The 17,697-nt window shown below is 55.0% G+C and carries 18 protein-coding genes and 4 tRNA genes; 18 read left to right on the top strand and 4 right to left on the bottom strand.

From position 1 onward, the window contains the following. Positions 1-142: 142 nt before the first annotated feature. Positions 143-1,663, bottom strand: a complete 1,521-nt coding sequence (locus tag AAAX75_RS03945) for a hypothetical protein (protein WP_349091179.1) — start codon at positions 1,661-1,663, stop codon at positions 143-145. Positions 1,664-1,833: 170 nt separating this feature from the next. Here AAAX75_RS03945 and AAAX75_RS03950 point away from each other — a divergent pair, with 170 nt between their 5' ends. After that, positions 1,834-2,043: a hypothetical protein gene (locus AAAX75_RS03950; protein ID WP_147357156.1), complete on the top strand. Its 210-nt coding sequence runs from the start codon at positions 1,834-1,836 to the stop codon at positions 2,041-2,043. A 7-nt stretch (positions 2,044-2,050) separates the two neighbouring features. On the opposite strand, the gene AAAX75_RS03955 is transcribed toward AAAX75_RS03950, so the two are convergent. Genes AAAX75_RS03955 through AAAX75_RS03965 form a run of 3 tightly spaced genes read right to left on the bottom strand, consistent with a single transcriptional unit; the run spans position 2,051 to position 3,955 of the window. Then, positions 2,051-2,614 (bottom strand): hypothetical protein, encoded by a 564-nt coding sequence (locus AAAX75_RS03955; protein ID WP_349091180.1) that lies wholly within the window; start codon positions 2,612-2,614, stop codon positions 2,051-2,053. A 5-nt stretch (positions 2,615-2,619) separates the two neighbouring features. Beyond that, complete coding sequence (locus AAAX75_RS03960) at positions 2,620-2,847, bottom strand: hypothetical protein (protein WP_349091181.1); 228 nt, start codon at positions 2,845-2,847, stop codon at positions 2,620-2,622. Then, on the bottom strand, positions 2,840-3,955 hold the full coding sequence (locus tag AAAX75_RS03965) for an ATP-binding protein (RefSeq protein ID WP_118267980.1): 1,116 nt from the start codon (positions 3,953-3,955) through the stop codon (positions 2,840-2,842). Before AAAX75_RS03965 ends, AAAX75_RS03960 begins: the two co-directional genes overlap by 8 nt. 529 nt (positions 3,956-4,484) lie before the next feature. Between AAAX75_RS03965 and AAAX75_RS03970 the strand changes: the two genes are divergently transcribed. From AAAX75_RS03970 to AAAX75_RS04050, 17 genes are all read left to right on the top strand, one after another. Continuing rightward, entirely contained in the window at positions 4,485-5,558 is a 1,074-nt protein-coding gene (locus AAAX75_RS03970) for a hypothetical protein (RefSeq protein WP_349091183.1), read from the top strand. Between the two features lie 94 nt (positions 5,559-5,652). Continuing rightward, positions 5,653-6,471: a hypothetical protein gene (locus tag AAAX75_RS03975; RefSeq protein WP_118267984.1), complete on the top strand. Its 819-nt coding sequence runs from the start codon at positions 5,653-5,655 to the stop codon at positions 6,469-6,471. A gap of 243 nt (positions 6,472-6,714) precedes the next feature. Then, on the top strand, positions 6,715-6,981 hold the full coding sequence (locus AAAX75_RS03980; RefSeq protein ID WP_055287420.1) for a hypothetical protein: 267 nt from the start codon (positions 6,715-6,717) through the stop codon (positions 6,979-6,981). Between the two features lie 941 nt (positions 6,982-7,922). After that, entirely contained in the window at positions 7,923-8,591 is a 669-nt protein-coding gene (locus AAAX75_RS03985; RefSeq protein ID WP_349091184.1) for a DUF3990 domain-containing protein, read from the top strand. After that, complete coding sequence (locus AAAX75_RS03990; protein WP_349091186.1) at positions 8,572-9,261, top strand: helix-turn-helix transcriptional regulator; 690 nt, start codon at positions 8,572-8,574, stop codon at positions 9,259-9,261. Before AAAX75_RS03985 ends, AAAX75_RS03990 begins: the two co-directional genes overlap by 20 nt. A gap of 11 nt (positions 9,262-9,272) precedes the next feature. Further along, on the top strand, positions 9,273-9,458 hold the full coding sequence (locus AAAX75_RS03995; RefSeq protein WP_349091187.1) for a hypothetical protein: 186 nt from the start codon (positions 9,273-9,275) through the stop codon (positions 9,456-9,458). Further along, entirely contained in the window at positions 9,458-9,970 is a 513-nt protein-coding gene (locus AAAX75_RS04000; RefSeq protein ID WP_349091188.1) for a Fic family protein, read from the top strand. Before AAAX75_RS03995 ends, AAAX75_RS04000 begins: the two co-directional genes overlap by 1 nt. A gap of 45 nt (positions 9,971-10,015) precedes the next feature. Continuing rightward, complete coding sequence (locus tag AAAX75_RS04005; protein WP_195644992.1) at positions 10,016-10,804, top strand: DUF3825 domain-containing protein; 789 nt, start codon at positions 10,016-10,018, stop codon at positions 10,802-10,804. Between the two features lie 138 nt (positions 10,805-10,942). Further along, positions 10,943-11,017, top strand: a tRNA-Val gene (locus tag AAAX75_RS04010). 379 nt (positions 11,018-11,396) lie between these two features. After that, the gene (locus AAAX75_RS04015; RefSeq protein WP_349091189.1) at positions 11,397-12,554 is read left to right on the top strand and encodes a hypothetical protein; all 1,158 of its coding nucleotides are present in this window, start codon (positions 11,397-11,399) and stop codon (positions 12,552-12,554) included. 121 nt (positions 12,555-12,675) lie between these two features. Beyond that, positions 12,676-12,748, top strand: a tRNA-Ala gene (locus AAAX75_RS04020). A gap of 198 nt (positions 12,749-12,946) precedes the next feature. Then, a tRNA-Ile gene (locus tag AAAX75_RS04025) sits at positions 12,947-13,022 on the top strand. 615 nt (positions 13,023-13,637) lie between these two features. Beyond that, positions 13,638-13,710: transfer RNA gene (locus AAAX75_RS04030), tRNA-Ala, on the top strand. 75 nt (positions 13,711-13,785) lie between these two features. Then, positions 13,786-15,816, top strand: coding sequence for an ABC-F family ATP-binding cassette domain-containing protein (locus AAAX75_RS04035; RefSeq protein WP_349091190.1), 2,031 nt, complete (start codon positions 13,786-13,788; stop codon positions 15,814-15,816). Further along, positions 15,803-16,099 (top strand): hypothetical protein, encoded by a 297-nt coding sequence (locus AAAX75_RS04040; protein WP_168170409.1) that lies wholly within the window; start codon positions 15,803-15,805, stop codon positions 16,097-16,099. Before AAAX75_RS04035 ends, AAAX75_RS04040 begins: the two co-directional genes overlap by 14 nt. 9 nt (positions 16,100-16,108) lie before the next feature. Beyond that, the gene (locus AAAX75_RS04045; protein ID WP_138112570.1) at positions 16,109-16,792 is read left to right on the top strand and encodes a site-2 protease family protein; all 684 of its coding nucleotides are present in this window, start codon (positions 16,109-16,111) and stop codon (positions 16,790-16,792) included. Positions 16,793-16,876: 84 nt separating this feature from the next. Continuing rightward, entirely contained in the window at positions 16,877-17,689 is an 813-nt protein-coding gene (locus AAAX75_RS04050; RefSeq protein WP_349091191.1) for a segregation/condensation protein A, read from the top strand. The last annotated feature ends 8 nt before the right edge of the window (positions 17,690-17,697 follow it).

Below are 17,697 nucleotides of genomic sequence, written 5' to 3' on the forward strand. Positions count from 1 at the left end.
CAAGCCCATAAGGAGGGCCTACGAGGCATGGGTCGAGGCCGGACTTCCGCTCGATTGGGACAGGCAAGCCTTCGAGGCCGAGCGCAAAATGGATTCTAAAAAACACCTTGCCAAATAGGAGCGTCAGCAGTCGGGAACCATTCTATTCCGCCTCTACGATTTCGTCTGCATTGCCTTCGGTTTCGTTGTTCGGCTCATTTATCTCAGTGTTCTTGGCCACCGTCTCTGTGTCACCGTCTTCTGCAGGGAGGTAATACATTAAGCCAAATAGCTCATTTATCGCTCTGCGAGTATTTGCAGCTGAGACACCGATGCGCTTCAGCTGCATTGCATAGACAAGATAGCGTAGAAGCAGCAAATCAAGAATGGCAGCACCTTTGAAATCCTTGTCAATGTTTCCATGGGCAAAGTCATTTCTTTGCTCAGCCAGCCTGCTTCCAATGACTTCGTAGGAAAATTCCTCATCATTCCTTTTGTATAGACCTTCCCCAAATACCCCAATCATTTCATGAAAATCTCGACCAGCCTGTACTATCTTCGATTCCAGATTGCTAAAGCCGATGCTCTTCTTTGCATATTTCAATATCTTTTTAGCTTTTCCGGAGCTTTGGTTAATGCATTCATCCATCTGAGCTGATGCTCGTTGCTCAGCAGCCACTCGAGCTTCTGATTTGACAACTCCGCTTGGATACGCTTGGTCAAATTCCCATTCAAATGCTGCGGAAGTCAGCACGAAGTCCGATGCATCGAGCGTATGTCCCTTTTCGTATGTTTCAGGAATATGCCTTAGGTAGATTTCTCCGTCTGCAATCGCTCCAAACATTTTAATCTCATACGGGTCCAGCAAAGACAGCTGAATATATCGACCTTTTTCAAGAGGCTTGGTATCAAATGGCTCTGAGGATCTCGCTAGCTTGAATTCAGCTGTGCTGGGGTAATGCGAGTCGTCGTACATAGCCTGCAGGCTGCAATCCTCAATTAGTGTGTTTTTGCTGAATGTCAGATATTTGAGGAAGTCTTCTGCTGCATGCCACAGGCGATAGAAAAACCAGTAATCGTCCGTTTCATCAAACTCGAAAATCATGCTGGAATTAAGGGTGATGGGTGGAGTACTAATTTTCATACTGCATGTCCACCCAACTGAGAAATACGCCGCGATATCTCTGCCCTCAAAGCGAAATGCTCTCTTCACGGTCGAAGTTCTGTCGAATCCATTTGTCCTGATAGAGATGATTCCCTTTTCTGTAAGGTCGTCAGAATCAAATACCTGCGAGAATGCCCTATTAACCGGATGAATGTAATTCAAGGCCCTGCCGGATAGAGTCATCCTGCAAAAACCATTGGTATTCGGGCTACATTCCAGATACCCAGCAACGTTGATATACAGAGTCGAATTTCGACTTCCGACAGTCGATTCCTCCCTGGTCAAAAAGATCAATCGCTTGCTTGTCTCGTTGCAGAAGCCGTCAAGATAAGGCACATCAACAGTCAAAGGGTCGCCGGATGTATACACACCGGGGCAAATTTCTTTTTTTAGCCAACCCCACATAATGTCATTCTTGCGTTCTTTGGGCGGGATGAGAACAACCTCAGAGCCATCGAACACAAAGACAATATCAACATCTTTGAATTTTAGAGTTCCCGAATACGTGTTGTCTGTCATCTTATTTACCCCTCATAATGACCTTTCCAGTCCTTGTTCGCAACCTTGTCGCCGATCCTCTCGAGATCGACGCAGGCGAAATGCCAGTCTCCTAACAGCTTGTCCAAGCTGGGCTTAACGGGTTCCACATCACCTGCGTGAACCCGAAGTCGGAGTGGGGGAAGCTGATAGTGAGGTACTTTCCCGAGCTCGCGCCGCTGCAGGCGATTCGGAACAACTATCCGAAGACCCCGCTCACGCTCGACCGCGTTGACGTGGGAGGTCGCGGCGGCATCAGGCAAGAGAACATCATCGACTGGATGCTGTCCGGGGCATGGCCAACAACGTCTCTTATGCCGAGTTCACAATTTAGACAGGAGAACCTGTACCCGCGAGATTAATTGCGTCTCATCCATTTCCTCGGGGGCAATCATCGAACTTAAGGTGGCGCATCGGAGCCATGGAATTAAAGAACTTATCACCGAAATAGTCGAGCAGAAACTCTGGAAAAGCCGATAGCACAAACACCGAACCGTCCTCGATCCGCATCCTTTTCTCCTCGCGGAAGATCGCATCGACCGTAACCAGCTCTCGATACGTCTCAAATGAAACCTCATCGAGACCGAGCAGGCACTTGCATCTCAATACGAAGGCAGCGATTGCATCTTTCCATTGGGGAAGCTCCATGTGCTTCCCCACGTTAACGTTTCCCTCTCCCGACTTATTTTTATATTGAGCGATTTCCGAGTTGTCAACAAAACAGCCTGAATGCGCCTGGCACTGCCCTGCGCGATAATCGTACAGTGCCTCGACCATCGGGTAGCTTATATAGAGCTTTCCGCTCTCGTGCTCGTTATCGAATGCGAGGAGCATCGCCTCCACAAGGGCATCGGACTCGCATCCAGGCGCATTGTTCTGATGAGAGTCGTAGTCAAAGAAGAGAAAGACCTCATCAACAGAATCCCTCTCCACGCCCTCTAGACATTTTCAGCAGAAGGCACCGTTTCTCTCAGTACCTCCACAACATCCAGATCGAAGTCCTCCTCTGCAAGCCGCTCGTAAAGCATGTAGATGTTCTGCGCCGCTGGCAGACAGATCACCCTCAGGTCATCTCTCCCTTTCAGAAAAAGATCCTTCATCTTCTCCGCAAAGCGCAGGTCACGCGACTCTCCTTCAACGATGAAGAGCGTGACCGGGCTAGCCATCGAAAGCACCGGCCTTAAACATCTTCTGGAGGTTATGCGCCAATCTGAGCTCCTTGGGTGTTAGCTTTTCCAGCGAGCGAATCTCCCCCTCCTTGAGAATGAAATAGACATCGGGACGCATGAGGTCGTTCGTCAAAAGGTCCGTGTTGTGCGTCGTAATGAAAACCTGGACACCCTCAAGGTCCCGTAGCATCTCCACGATCGACCGGGACAATTCAAAGTGATAAAAGGCATCGAATTCATCGATAAAGACCAAGGAAGCCTTGCTCATCTTGATATACCAGTAGTAGTACAGAGCAAGTGACATGGTGCCTGTCGAGGCGACCGACGCAAACGGAACGGTACCGCCCTCGAACCTGCAATAAAGCTCGGGAACTCCATTCACGTCCACGGATACGAGGTTCAGGGAGATTCCCTGCTGGCGCAAGAATTCTTGGAAGTCCTCCATCTTTCCTTCGCGAATAATGCCCTGGGTAAAGATATCCGAGCCAACCGAAAGCCCCTGATATCCACGCTCATCGAGCGAGTAGAACATGAGCATGTTGTCGACAAAGGAGGTGAAGGCTCTAAACGCCCTGGCAGACGGCTCATCTCGCAGTATTGCATTGCTCTTGACATATTTGACACGCGACAGCCTGTCGGACTCAGTGGGGAGATCGGTAGAAAGCGAGAGGGACTCGGCGCCCGGCAGGTCAACATGGCCCGTTTGAGCGTCGAACCTGTAGCTCAAGACCTCCACGCCAGCAATGTACAGACTCTCGTATACAAGCGTCTGTGGGTCGGTTTTCCCGTAGCGGTATACGACCTCGATATTGTCGAAGACAAAATCGTATTGAAACTCTGTAATTGAACTCTTTGAATTAAGGCACCGGTATGGCGAGTATTTTTTGAGCAGCTTTTCCTTGTCGGTCAGATGCAGAACAATGTCGAATATCGCGAGGGCGAAATTGGACTTTCCACTGCCATTCGCACCATATATGATGCCCTTTGCCTTAATGCCATCCTGAATTACCTGTTGATTGAATGAATAGTTGGCGGGATCGGATAGATCAAATGTAATTCGCTTATTGAAGCACTTGAAATTTGAAACCGAAAACTTCTTGAGCATGGCACGGCTCCTCTGCTTTCTGAGTCTATTTGAAACACAGGATAAAGTAGCTTAGCAAATTGGTCAATTTGCCCGTATTTTTAATACGGATATTCCGAAGAAAAACTACGGAAGTACGCGATATACGCCGGGCCTGTCCAACCGATCATAGTCTTCGCAGGGCAAGACTTCTTCGCGCGCGAGGGAGAATGTGATCTCGATCGTTAGGCGCACGCTGATAAAACTAGGCGGTACCGTCTCAGCGACCCCGCCTTACAAATCCGAAGGTTTTTCATCTAAATCTATTATGAACCATCTTTTATGGACTATCGGAACCATTTATCAAACAACATCATCAGAAACGTGAAGGGCGAATTCGGAAGCTGATTCTCCCTTTCACCGGCTGGCAAAACGATTTACACCTAATTGTGGACATTGCCCACGCGATTTCTCTTTGCTCCCGCATCGATCTCGCTAAACTAATAGGTGCTGCTACCAGGGCATTTTTCGGGTGCATATTCTATTGGCTCCTGCGAAGATCGGAGCGGCTATGTTTGCCGCCGAGTCCCACACCGGCCGTCATCACATCGCGATCGCTGCCATGGCCTGCCTATGCGTTTTGCTGGGCGGGCCTTCTTGTGCCGTGGGCGCGGAGAGCCTGTTTATCGCGGGCGCGACGTACTGCGAGCCGGGCGTGTCGGGCCCCGGCTGGGCCTGGACCGATGCCGGCCATCTGGAGCTTGACGGCTACGCGGGCGACGCCACCGCCGCCGACGGCGACCTGGTCGTGACGCTCGCCGGGCAAAACTCGGTGACGGAGTCGAATGCGCCCGATGCGGACATCACGCAGTGCGGCATGGAGGTGTGGGGCAGCCTGACGCTTCGCGGCACCGGGTCCCTGGCGGCATCGGGCTCGCAGTGCGGGATCCACGTCTCGCAGGCGCTCGTGGTGGACGGTTGCACCGTCGATGCCCGGGCGGACGGGGCCGATATTACGGACGAGGCGGTTGCCGGCGTGATCGCAGGCGACATGGCCGTGCGCGGCGGCGGGCGCGTCGTTGCCGCGGGCGCCGGGTTCGGAGCGGGCGTGCGCGCCTATGGCGTGTATCTGCAGGATGCGGGCCTTGGCGATGGTGCGGCCGGCTGTCGGCTTTCCGTCGATGCCTCGTGGCTCGATGCGACCGGTGCCGACGGCGGTGTTGCGTGCACGGGCGGGTCGCTTGTGTCCGCGCGGTTTGTGACGCCTGCTGACGGAGTCTTTGGTGCTGGTGGCGTGGTGGATGCTGCAGGGGTCGTGGCAGCGCACGTGGTGATTGAGCCCGATGTGGCCACGCCGCCGGCGGAGGAGACCGATGGGGTCGTTGTGCCTGGCGATAGCGTGGATAAGTCTCCCATCGATGCTAACCCCGCTGCCGGAGAGCCCACCACGGGGTCCACGGAAAATCCCGCGCTGAAACCCGCGGCCACGACAACCAAGACCACGGTCGCCAAGACGGTCAAGCCCAAGCCTGCCACCGCAACAACTGTGGCACTCCCCAAGACCGGCGACAACAACTGGATAGCCGCTTCTTTGGCGCTTTCGCTGCTTGGGACAGTGCTCATGGCTGCCGCATGTCGGTGCTGAAGCACCCATTTCGATAGACTATGTAGAAGGCCATATTCTTAACGACGCATTAGTAGATTAATTTATTACAACAATTGCTCAGGATTTATCTAACATGTACCACGAATCGGATCATACAGTTGACGCTGCCAAGAAAGAATTAAACGCCGGCCTCCTTGAGCTGCTTGAGCGTTGCAGCTATCTATACAACGAGGCATTTTATGCCAACACGAAACTAGCAATCCTTCGCGAACTGTCTAAAGCATCTTCCGACTATGAGAATGAAGTAATTTGCGCTGGCTGCTTCTTCAGCTTTACACAACTTGCATTAACCGAATCCTGTTTCATGAATTGCGCACGGTTATTTGATGCCAAAAGCGACGTCAGTATTGGGAACTTGATAGAAGACGTCAAGTCTCATTCTGCTGAAATCGACGCACTTGCAATCTCCTTATTTAATGATCGACCAAACTTTGACAGGCTTAATCCAATCGTTCATCCATTGGCAAAGGACGAGGAGCGTTTCTACCCCAAAGAAGTTGAGTCACAACGCTCAGATGAAAAGCTGTTCGGAAATCATTACAGAATGGTTACTGTGTGTATAACCACTCATGACCTTTCCAATTTATGGAAAAAACGACTCAACAGTCTCCGTAAACTAACTGACATGCTTCGCGATCAGCGAAATAAGGTTTTCGCCCATAGCGACATGGAAGCACTGAAATATGATGAGCTTGTTAGGCGACTTCCTTTAACTTACGGCGAAATTCAAAAACTAATCGACTTCGCACTCGATCTGACAATCGAATTATTTGCAAAAATTACTGGCATTGAAAAAGATCGATTGCCCAAGAACTACAACGATATACAAGGCCTCCTAAAATATGCGGAGGTTGGCATGGAGGCTGTTGAGCAGCATTTGGGTAATCTATAGGATTCAAGCGCCTGCAAGTAGTTAAGCATGCGAGCGCTTGAATCTGAAGACGATCCTTGACATAAAGTCCGACTTTCGCACAATGACGGTTTTCCATGCCAAAAAGACACTGAAGTGTGAGGTGGTTCAAATCTCAGTAATACAAATAATCAGCAGTTCAGGTCTTATGGGAATAATTCAATTCGCATCACGTTGCATCTAAGCGGCTGTTTATACTTGGATATAAACACTAAGGAGGCAGCAATGCTTTGGAGCTATGTTCAGCTAGATGACGGCACTCAGTTTGCCTACTCAGAAACACGAGACGACGGGACCGTTCGCGTAGCCGTCGAGCGCCCGGTTGATTTTGGTTTTGACCATGCAGAATGCTTTCTACCTGCGGTCAAATGGTTTAACGTCGAAGGATTTTCTACTGACGAACTGGATTTTTTGACCGAGTTCGTTAGATCAAACGCTCCGTTTATCTTCGAGCTTGCAGAACGGCAAAAAGCTGGACCGGCGGTGGCATAATGCCTCGAATTCTTGTTTTTGGACAGTTTGTTCTGTTCTTTTGGATCGCGGAAAACGGAGAACCCGTTCACATCCATGTAGGGGTAAAGACGGCGGCTGCTAACTCGACTAAGTTTTGGCTCACTAAAAATGGCGGATGCACACTTGCGAACAACGAGAGCAAGATTCCGGCTAAGGATCTCAGGGATCTTTCAAAACTAATCACCATGAACCATCGATACATTTGTGACAAGTGGCGCGAAACCTTTGGTGATGATTCCCTGACATTCTATTGCTAAACCGCAATTGAGCCATAATTACGCTTGTCGACATATCCGCTGTCGGCTCTCGCGTGTTACCTCACTACGACGTTCATGAGGCATATCTATTTGGATCCTTCGCTCGTGGCGAGCAAACACCCGAAAGCGATATCGACTTGCGTCTAGTCTGCGACGACACGATGACGTTCGGCACGCTATATGAACTTTCGCTTGAGCTCGAGATGGAACTTGGGCGAAAGATTGACATAATCACCAACCCACCAGAGCTCATGCGCCCAGCCTTCCGCAAAAACCTCGAGCAGGATGAGGTGCGACTATATGAAGCGACGTCAACGGAACTTGAGCTAACGAGCATGGTTGCGAGGTTTCTAGGCACGGCTTGCATCGCTTCTCCTTCATTTATATGCTTGTTTTAGAGTTTGGCCGTAAGGCGCGACCAACGAAATCAAAAGAAGGCCTACCGAGAAGATCTTGGTCGCAGAGCACGACCAACGCAATCTAAAAAAATGCTCGCCGAGAAGACGCTTTCGATCGTTCTGGTTGGAGGCGTCTCTTTTTCATACGATATCGAGCCTGCAGTGGAGCCTGGAATAGAGTCGACGATTGTTTTTCGTAAACGAGTATCGCTCTAGCGATAGTATGTTAAGCTATCGTTAGAGCGATACCAATTAGGAGGCTCACATGGTACTATGGCATGGATCTCAGAAGATTATTGAGGTTCCCCAGTTTGGCCTGGGGAAAGTCCATAACGACTATGGACAGGGATTCTATTGCACAGAGAGCCTTGATCTTGCAAGGGAATGGGCGTGTTCGGGAGACGCCGATGGCTTCGCAAATCGATATGAACTCGATATGGCGGACCTCAACGTTCTCGACCTTTTATCACCGCACTATTCAGTTCTACATTGGATAGCGTTGCTCGTTGAGCACCGTTCCTTTCGTAAGGACACTGCTATCGCCGTAGGAACATGTGAATATCTCCACGACCATTACTTACCTAGTACCGAAGCTTACGATGTGATTAGAGGATGGCGCGCAGATGATTCGTACTTTAGCTATGCCAGGGCGTTTGTAAACAATACAATCACTGTCGAACAGTTGAGTCGTGCCATGAAGCTCGGCAACCTAGGGGAGCAGATCGCGCTCAAAAGCGAGCGCGCGTTTAAGAACATTCGTTTTGCTGGATTTGAACGTGCGCCGCAAGCTCTGTATGGTCCATTGGCCAAGGAGCGAGATGAGGCGGCAAGGGCGCAGTATCGGGAGTTACTTGCCGAAAACCCGTTTGAGGGGATTCGTATCGTCGATATCGTTCGAGAGGGGATGATGGGAGATGACCTGCGCCTACAGTGAAATGTATCTCGAGGACGCCATGAGAACGCTAGGTGAGGCAGTCGATTTCGCCCTCTGTGACCAAGGGTTGAATCCACTTGAATTGACGGCAATCCTTTCGAACTCTCTTGAGATGAAGCAATTTGAGCGCGGTGTGCCACGCGTTGTCTGCGGCATGTCAGGCGACGAGCTCGCGTGTGAAATTATCGCCCGTGCGGGACTAAAACCCGCCGAATGCAGGGCGATTTATCCCTTCGATCGTTCCCCGGAATACTGGGCGGGCTGGGTTTTGGCCTATACGCAATGGACGAGCTGCTTGGGTTTTAGCGACCTATTCGAAGTCGCCCCGCTCGATTGGATTATCGGGTCGTACCATCCGCTTCACGAAGCACCCGAAGATAAATTCGCTGAGCTTGTCATCAATAAATGGAACAAGGTCCAGGCAGACAGAAAAGGTCTCAAGGCAGCGCGTAAGGCGACCGGACTGACACAAAAACAGCTCGCAACCCAATCGGGAGTTAAACTCCGCGCTATACAGCTATACGAACAGAACCAGCTCGACCTGCGCCGCGCCTCGGTCTCCTCGGCATTGGCGCTCGCAAATGCCCTAGACTGCGCCATCGAAGACCTCATCTGGCAACCGATCGCTCTGGAGTACGATTCGCAGACTATTTCGTCTGTAAAGCTATAGAGGAGTCAGACATGCCTTGGAGCTATGTTCAACAAGATGACGGCGCTGATTGCGTTGCTCAAGAAGATCAATCAACTGCGCACGTGGCAAATTCAGCATCACCGATTTTGCTCGACGGCGTCACGTCGATCGACGAAGCTATTCGGCTGACCATTGAGGGTATGCCCAACGCACTGAGGCTCTTGGAGAACTCATGATGGCGAACACGAAGCGGGGCACGCATCCGTTCGCGCCGCTCGTACTCGACGATGCCGGTTCGCTCGAAGCTATGGCCGCGGCTGTGATGCGTCTACACAGCACGCTGATGACCGTCGGGCGCTGCTATACGACCGACGCCGCGGGCGACCGTGCCGCACTTGAGCTTGGACGCGTCGAGTCCGTGCTTGCGGGTGCATTCTGTACGATATTCGGCCAATCGCCGGCCGATCGCTTCGCAGAAATCTTTGACCAGGTTACCTACGTGGCCGATCACATGGTTAAGGACCACATCTTTGAGGACGGCAACAAACGCACCAGCCTTGTCTTTGCATTGTCCGTCCTAAGGTTCGCCGGCACTCCGGTCATACTGTCCGACAGCTCCGAGCCCAAAGATAACCAGTACTACGCCTGGATCCAGGACCTCGTTTCCGGAATCCGCTATCGCGCCGATCTCGCGGAAGAGCTTAGGCGAAATTACGTTGTGTGTCACGACTGCGCTTCGCCCGTATAGAATCAAACCATCCGCACGCTGGTAATTGAATGGATTGGACACCGCATGGAACTCCCCAGCACTCTTTGCAGCAATGTGTACGACTTCGCGTTTTGCCCCGAGCCCTGCTACGACCGTCTGGTCGACCTCGCCGACCCCGAGGACTGGGGTCCCAGCAACCGCATCCTCAAAAACTACCTGTCGTTTTCGTTTAGCCGCGCGGTGTTCCTCACCGAGCGCGACGTGGACCAGACCGCACCGTCCAACCTGCCGCTGGTGTTTGACGACGACCGCTGCCTGTTTAACACCGGCCTGTACACACGCCGTTACGAGACTATCTACGGCCTATTTGAGCCCAACACCAAGCCCGATGCGCGCCAGCGCTGGTTTTTGAAGGGCTTCTTTAAGGAAAGCGACCCCATGCTGGTCTCGTTTGAGTACCTGCCGTGCCGCGTGCGCTTTGCCGAGGACCCCTCCGAACTGGTCTTTGACTACCGCCTTCCCATCCGCTCCAACATCGACCACATTCTGGGCGACGAGGAAAACCTTACGCGTATTCCCGCCAGCCTGATGGGGGAGGGCAACTCGCTGCTGCTGCGCCGTGCCTTTGAGGGCGCCGTCGTCGAGGCCGCCCGCCGCGCCGCAGCCAACTACACGCTCGCGGTGCCGCAGTTCTACGGCGGCCGGATCCAGCTACTCCTACCGCTGTGCCTGACCGGCGACAAGCCCGAGCTGGCGCTGACCATCCAGCGCGAGGATGGCTTCTACGCCGCGCGCACCTGTCTCACGCTCGACATGGCCTACAACAACGCACGACTTATCTGCCGCCCCGAGACCTCGTGGATAAAGCGGTAAATGGTGGTTTAGCTGCTGGTTTGCTGGTTAGGGCGCTTGCCATGGCGCGGCCGACGCCCACGAATTTACAATCGAGGGCAAAAAGTTCTTGGTAAACCACGCGCGGCTATGATAGTATCTCTTTTGCCGAAAGGCGACGGGCGATTGGCTCAGGGGTAGAGCATATCCTTCACACGGATGGGGTCACAAGTTCGAATCTTGTATCGCCCACCATCTAAAACATAGGTCAGAGGTGTTAAGCCTCTGACCTTTTTCTTTTTGACACCAAATCTGACACCAAAATCGAATCGATAATTTTAAACGCGGTTCTAGCTGATTTCTCCTGAACTGGCGTCATCGCGCGTTTTGCATAAAGCTCATGCGATCTTTCATTGAATTTGCCATGGGATTCACGCACAAATGTGGAGATAGGGACCACGGCCCCAGAACGCCTGCCAGCAGATTTGTGCCACACGGCGATCTTTAGGCGAAATGCGTCAAGCTATTTGTCGGCATTTGGTCAGCTTCCGGTACTTACCGGCATGATGCCGCCATTGATAATCGGTCTACCTGCAAACATAACGGCACGCAGCCAAAGCTAGGGGAGGCCCATATGGACGAGATCGTCTGCGCAAACACCGCATTCCGCTACTGGCGCTGTCCACCGCAGGTCCGTGACCTCTACCCAAGACTGCCAAGCCCTGAAGACGGCTGGCGAGCCCTATCTCAATCGCCCTTTGTAGTCGACGTCCTCAAGACCCCGATTGTTACCGCAACAGTGCCAGGTGGCGTTAACTACCATTCGGGATTACGGACAACAATCCACTGTGATGATACTTCGGGGGTTGATAGCACGCTGGAAACCACGATGAGCTTTAGGGTTACCAATCCACTTGCGACGCTATTCACCATGGCGCGCTTTATGTCTCCAACCGATCTTGTCCTTGCCATGTACGAATTTTGCGGATGGTTCTCAGTCTTTGAGCCCACCGTAGCAGCAGAAGCGGAACTAGATAAAGCCAATGACGCTGCCGAGAATGCAACCACCGAATCCCTCTTTGACCTCGATGAAAGCCAAGACGAACCACAATGGAAACGCGTTTATGCGCGCATAAAAGTCAAAGAACAGGCAAATGCGAAGGGGTCCAACGGACAAAAGAAAATGAAGGAGGTCATAAGGCTAAAGGGCACTTCGCTCTGGATGAGGAAGCCGCTCATCGAATTACACGAGCTTCATGAGTACGCCAGTAAGATGAAAAGACGAAAGTGGGGTACGAAGTTTTACAACGCCGCTCAGCTGGTGACAGGTATAGCAGCTTCTCCGCTTGAGGTTGCAGGAATTTTATTGCTATCGCTTCCTCGCTCTCGCGGCGGTGCCGGCTTTCGAAACATATATATTAACGACCTTACGCCGCTTACCGCAGCGGCTCAGAGCATTGCGGGGCAAAGAGTCTGCTACGGGGATATCGTGATCGTGAATCCCACCATAATGAAGGCGGGCATCGTGGAGATTCAGGGAGAGGTCATCCACGGATCAGGCGCCGTGCTCGACCACGATGCCAAACGCATGACGGCGCTGCAAAGTATGGGGTATGACGTCTTCTTGGTTACGCAAGACATGCTTAACGATGCCGAGCAGCTTGATGCAATCGTGCGAAGTCTTTGCTCGCGCCTGGAATTGCGCTATAGGTGTAAAACTAAGGCGCAAAAGACGACGGAAATTGAGTTACGAGCCAACATCCTATGTAACTGGCTGGAAATCGGTCGTTAGACGGGTGCCCTGCTCACTTCCGGACGCCCTCGGTCGGCTGCCCGCGATGCCGCCCCAGGAAAGTTTTTCCAAAATTGTCCTTGCATCGGCGGGGGAGTTCCCGTATAGTACTTCTTCGCACGGGGGCGTAGCTCAGCTGGGAGAGCGCTTGACTGGCAGTCAAGAGGTCAGGGGTTCGATCCCCCTCGTCTCCACCCGAGCATTGAATGAGGCTCCAACGCAAGTTGGGGCCTTTTTTCATATAGGCACACAAGGTCAAAGGCGGCACCATGATCCTCCTGGTCGACAAGATCGTGCGTTGAATGGGCGTCGCGTGCATGGTAGTATTTCACGACGTGGTTCAATGCGTTGGAGGCTGTTCTGCCACCCCAACTGTAAGTGCCACTTTATAAGGGCTCTTGGCGCAACGGTTAGCGCAGGGGACTCATAATCCCTGGGTTCTGGGTTCGAATCCCGGAGGGCCCACCAGAGAATCAAGAAGCCGGGCAAATAGCCCGGCTTCTTTTTGCTAAAGTTCCCACTCCACATGCCTGCGAAATTGTCTTGATAAACGTTTTCGGTCAAATCCACGCAATAGTTAATGCTGATTGACAAGAACCATTTCAAAACCATGCCGGATTACGGGGCTGGACCCGGACCGGCCGTCCATACCCTGCATTTCGCTGAATGCGCAAGTCGTCTACCTGCGGTTTTGATTTTACCGATTACGGCATGCTCGGGGGTTCCCGGCCTGGCCCCGTAAACCGGCATGGTTTTGAAATCGCCGGGTCGGCGGGAGCGCGATTGGCCCCGATAATGGGCCCGGCGCCGGCGGGATGGTCGTTGGGCGGATGGCGGCCCGTGGGGTGGAAGCGAAAACCGGCGAGCGGCGGAACCCGAGATGCCCTGGGGGCGCCGGGGAGGAGGGCGGCGGCAGCGCCGCCGCCCGCGGGGCGCGCCCCGCGGGCCGGATCCGGCATCGCGGGTCCCTTGCCCTCGAGTCCGCGCCGCGCTCTCGTCCCAGCGGCGCCCGCGCCTCCGGAAAGTTTTTCCAAAATTGTCCTTGCATCGGCGGGGGAGTTCCCGTATAGTACTTCTTCGCACGGGGGCGTAGCTCAGCTGGGAGAGCGCTTGACTGGCAGTCAAGAGGTCAGGGGTTCGATCCCCCTCGTCTCCACCCGAGCATTGAATGAGGCTCCAACGCAAGTTGGGGCCTTTTTTCATATAGGCACACAAGATCAAAGGCGGCACCATGATCCTCCTGGTCGACAAGATCGAAAAAAGCTTCGGCGCACGCGTCCTCTTTAGCGGCGCGTCCTTCCAGATCAACCCCGGCGAGCGCTTCGCGCTCGTGGGACCCAACGGCGCCGGCAAAACCACCATGCTCAAGATCATCATGGGCATCGACAGCCCAGACGCCGGCCAGGTCCAGTACGCAAAGGACTGCCAGGTAGGCTACCTAGAGCAGGAAACTAATCTGGAGCAAAAGGACACCACCATCCTTGCCGAGGTCATGGCCGCCGCCAAGGAAATCCGCCGCATGGGCGAACGCGCCAACGAGCTGCAGGCCCAGATCACCGAGCTCTCCGAGCAGGGCAAGGACGTCGACGCCCTCCTCAACGAGTACGGCCAGGTCCAGGACCGCTTTGAGCATCTGGGCGGCTACGAGCTCGAAAGCAACGCGCGCAAGATCCTGTCCGGCCTGGGCTTTAAGGTCACCGACTTTGAGCGCCCGTGCTCTGAGTTCTCCGGCGGCTGGCAGATGCGCATCGCGCTGGCCAAGCTCTTCCTGCGCCACCCCGACCTGCTGCTTCTGGACGAGCCCACCAACCATCTGGACCTCGAGAGCGTCCAGTGGCTGCGCGGCTTTATCGCCAACTACGACGGCGCCGTCCTCATCGTCAGCCACGACCGCGCCTTCATGGACGCCTGCGTCGACCACGTGGCCGCACTCGAGAACCGCCGCGTGACCACCTACACCGGCAACTACAGCAGCTACCTTAAGCAGCGCGAAGACAACCTGGAGCAGATGCGCGCCAAGCGTGCCGCGCAGGAGCGGGACATCGCCCACATGCAGGTTTTCGTCGACAAGTTCCGCTACAAGCCCACCAAGGCCGCCCAAGCGCAGGAGCGCATCCGCAAGATCGAGCAGATCAAAAAGGAGCTCGTCATCCTGCCCGAGGGCCACAAGCACATCGACTTTAAGTTCCCCGATCCGCCTCGCTCCGGCGATATGGTCGTGGGCCTGGAGGGCGTCTCCAAGTCCTACGGCGACAAGCACATCTACAGCGACATCGACCTCAAGCTCTACCGCGGCGAGCACGTGGCGCTCGTCGGCCCCAACGGCGCCGGCAAGTCCACCCTCATGAAGATCCTCGCCGGCCTGGAGCCGCCCACCACCGGCACCCGCGACCTGGGCACCAACGTGGGCGTGGCCTACTACGCCCAGCACGCACTCGAGGGCATGACCGAGTCCAATACCGTCCTGCAAGAGATCGACACCGTCACGCCCAAGTGGACAGTGCCGCAACAGCGCAGCCTGCTGGGCGCCTTCCTGTTTAGCGACAACGATTCTATCGAAAAGCAGGTCCGCGTCCTCTCCGGCGGCGAAAAGGCGCGTCTGGCACTGGCCAAGATGCTCGTGGCCCCCGAGGCGCTCCTGTGCCTGGACGAGCCAACCAACCACCTGGACATCGACTCGGTGGACATGCTCGAGAACGCCCTGCAAAACTTCCCCGGCACCATCGTGCTGATCAGCCACGACGAGCACCTGGTACGCGCTGTGGCCAACCGCATCATTGACATCCGCGACGGCAAGGTCACGGTCTACGACGGCGACTACGACTACTACCTCTACAAGCGCGAGGACCTCGCAGCCCGCGCCGCCGCCGAGGCGGCAGGGGAGAGCGCACCGGCCGCGGCCAAGTCCGCTAAGGTCACCGCGGCCCAGTCCGATGCGCCCGCCGCACCCAAGCCTGCCGAGGGCAAAAAGACCAAGGAGCAAAAGCGCGCCGAGGCCCAGGCCCGCGCCGCGCTCAACAAAAAACTCAAGGGCGTGCGTAACCAGCTCAAGAAGATCGAGACGGAGCTCGACAAAAAGCGCGCCCGCTATGACGAGCTTATGGAATTGATGGCAAGCGAAGAGCTTTATGCCGATCAAGACAAGTTCAACGCCGCGCTGGGGGAATATAACGGCCTTAAGCAAGAGCTGCCCAAGCTCGAGGACGAATGGCTGGAGCTTTCCACCCAGATCGAAGAGGAGACCGCGCGTGAACTCTCGTAAGGCCGCTGCCGTGGCGATGAGCATCATCGCCATCGCCTGTCGCATCTGCGGCATTTTTATGAGCGCGATGACCGTGCTGCTGTGCTTTAGCGGCCTCACCGCCAAGCTGCAGATCGTTGGCTTTGTCGTTGAGCTTTCGCGTGCACTGCCGAGCGCCATCGCCGGCTACGGCGTCATCACGTCGCCTTTTGGCGGTGTGTTCCGCCTGGATTATGCTATCGTCGCTGTGATCCTGTTTGTAATTGACTACCTGCTCACGCGCGCCTCGCGCCGCGTCCGCTAGGGGAGCGTTATGTCCAGCAGCTACATCATGAACCTGCTCGCCAGTGCCGTTGCCGTCATCGTTGGCATCGTGATCCACGAGAGCGCGCACGCCGCCGCAGCCTGGGCGCTCGGCGACAAAACGGCTCGCTCGCGCGGCCGCGTCTCGCTCAACCCGCTCAACCATATCGACCCGTTTGGCACCATCATCCTGCCGCTGCTCATGCTCGCAGCCGGTGGCCCGGTGTTCGCCTTCGCCAAACCCGTACCCGTCTACCTCAACAACCTCAAGCACCCCAAGCGCGACGAGGTCCTGGTGAGCGTAGCCGGCCCCGCATCGAACATCGCACTCGCGTGTCTTGCTGCCGCCCTCATGCGCCTGACCTATGGCAACCTCTACACCAGCATGTCCTTTGCCGTGGCATCGCAGATCATGAACTTCGGCGCCACGTTCATCGTAGTCAACCTGTCACTCGCGTTCTTCAACCTCATCCCGATCCCGCCGCTCGACGGCTCGTCGATCATCGTGCCCTTCCTCAAGGGCAAGGCGCTCGCCAACTACTACCGCCTGCAGCAATACGCCATGCCCATCCTCATCCTGGTGCTGTACCTGCTGCCCATGTGGACCGGCATCGACGTAATCGGTCGCTATTTCGACGTTACCGTGTATCCGCTCGCTGAGCAGCTGCTTAACTTCGCAATCGCCGCCATCTAAGGTAAACTAACAGGTCGACCGTGCAAAACGGTCGTAACATGCACCCAAACCGCGCCGCGAAGGCGCCGTCAAAGGAGGTCGAAGATGTCGTATCGCGTGTCGACGCAGGTCTACAGCGGACCGTTCGACCTGCTGCTGCAGCTGGTAACCCGCCAAAAAGTAGATATCGGCGCCATCTCGATCAGTGAGGTGGCCGAGCAGTACCTTGCCGAGGCCGAGCGCATCGAGGCACTGGACCTGGACGTGGCGAGCGACTTTTTGCTGGTCGCGGCAACCCTTTTGGACATCAAGGCCGCCTCTCTGGTGCCGCAGGAGGCCCCACGCAAAGTCGATGACGACGATGACGAGTTCGACGAAGGCCTCGAGGAACTCAGCGCGCTCGACGGCGACGCCCTGCGCGAGGTCCTGATCCAGCGCCTGATTGCCTACAAGCAGTTTAAGGGCGCGGCTGCGGCCCTCGGTGCCCGCATGCAGGCCGAAAGCCGCATGCACCCGCGTGTGGCCGGTCCCGACCCGGAGTTTCTGGGGCTCATGCCCGACTACCTGGCAGGCATCACCCTGCGCGGTCTCGCCGTCATCTGCGCCGACCTGGACGGCAAGCGACAGACCTTCCTGCTGGAGGCCGAGCACGTGGCGCCGCATCGCGTGCCGCTCGACCTGACCGTAGCCTCAGTCGACCGCTTTACCATGGCACACCAAACCTGCACCTTCCGCGAGCTACTGGACGGCGATGCCACGACCGAGCAGCTCGTCGTCACCTTCCTGGCCATGCTTGAGCTTGCCAAGCGCGGCTCGCTCACGCTGAGCCAGGACGAGATCTTCGGAACCATCTGCATCAACCGAGTCGAGGGAGCCGAGGTATACGTGCCCGGCGAGGGCCCCGAGCTCACTGAATAGGAGCCGCA

It is taken from the genome of Collinsella sp. CLA-ER-H7 (assembly GCF_040092345.1).
Taxonomy (GTDB): Bacteria; Actinomycetota; Coriobacteriia; order Coriobacteriales; family Coriobacteriaceae; genus Collinsella.

Bases quoted from the DNA above. Each gene is read 5' to 3' on its own strand.
- AAAX75_RS03945 (WP_349091179.1), bottom strand. From the start codon at position 1,663: ATGACAGACAACACGTATTCGGGAACTCTAAAATTCAAAGATGTTGAT.
- AAAX75_RS03960 (WP_349091181.1), bottom strand. From the start codon at position 2,847: ATGGCTAGCCCGGTCACGCTCTTCATCGTTGAAGGAGAGTCGCGTGAC.
- AAAX75_RS03965 (WP_118267980.1), bottom strand. From the start codon at position 3,955: ATGCTCAAGAAGTTTTCGGTTTCAAATTTCAAGTGCTTCAATAAGCGA.
- AAAX75_RS03970 (WP_349091183.1), top strand. From the start codon at position 4,485: ATGTTTGCCGCCGAGTCCCACACCGGCCGTCATCACATCGCGATCGCT.
- AAAX75_RS03975 (WP_118267984.1), top strand. From the start codon at position 5,653: ATGTACCACGAATCGGATCATACAGTTGACGCTGCCAAGAAAGAATTA.
- AAAX75_RS03980 (WP_055287420.1), top strand. From the start codon at position 6,715: ATGCTTTGGAGCTATGTTCAGCTAGATGACGGCACTCAGTTTGCCTAC.
- AAAX75_RS03985 (WP_349091184.1), top strand. From the start codon at position 7,923: ATGGTACTATGGCATGGATCTCAGAAGATTATTGAGGTTCCCCAGTTT.
- AAAX75_RS03990 (WP_349091186.1), top strand. From the start codon at position 8,572: ATGACCTGCGCCTACAGTGAAATGTATCTCGAGGACGCCATGAGAACG.
- AAAX75_RS03995 (WP_349091187.1), top strand. From the start codon at position 9,273: ATGCCTTGGAGCTATGTTCAACAAGATGACGGCGCTGATTGCGTTGCT.
- AAAX75_RS04000 (WP_349091188.1), top strand. From the start codon at position 9,458: ATGGCGAACACGAAGCGGGGCACGCATCCGTTCGCGCCGCTCGTACTC.
- AAAX75_RS04005 (WP_195644992.1), top strand. From the start codon at position 10,016: ATGGAACTCCCCAGCACTCTTTGCAGCAATGTGTACGACTTCGCGTTT.
- AAAX75_RS04015 (WP_349091189.1), top strand. From the start codon at position 11,397: ATGGACGAGATCGTCTGCGCAAACACCGCATTCCGCTACTGGCGCTGT.
- AAAX75_RS04035 (WP_349091190.1), top strand. From the start codon at position 13,786: ATGATCCTCCTGGTCGACAAGATCGAAAAAAGCTTCGGCGCACGCGTC.
- AAAX75_RS04045 (WP_138112570.1), top strand. From the start codon at position 16,109: ATGTCCAGCAGCTACATCATGAACCTGCTCGCCAGTGCCGTTGCCGTC.
- AAAX75_RS04050 (WP_349091191.1), top strand. From the start codon at position 16,877: ATGTCGTATCGCGTGTCGACGCAGGTCTACAGCGGACCGTTCGACCTG.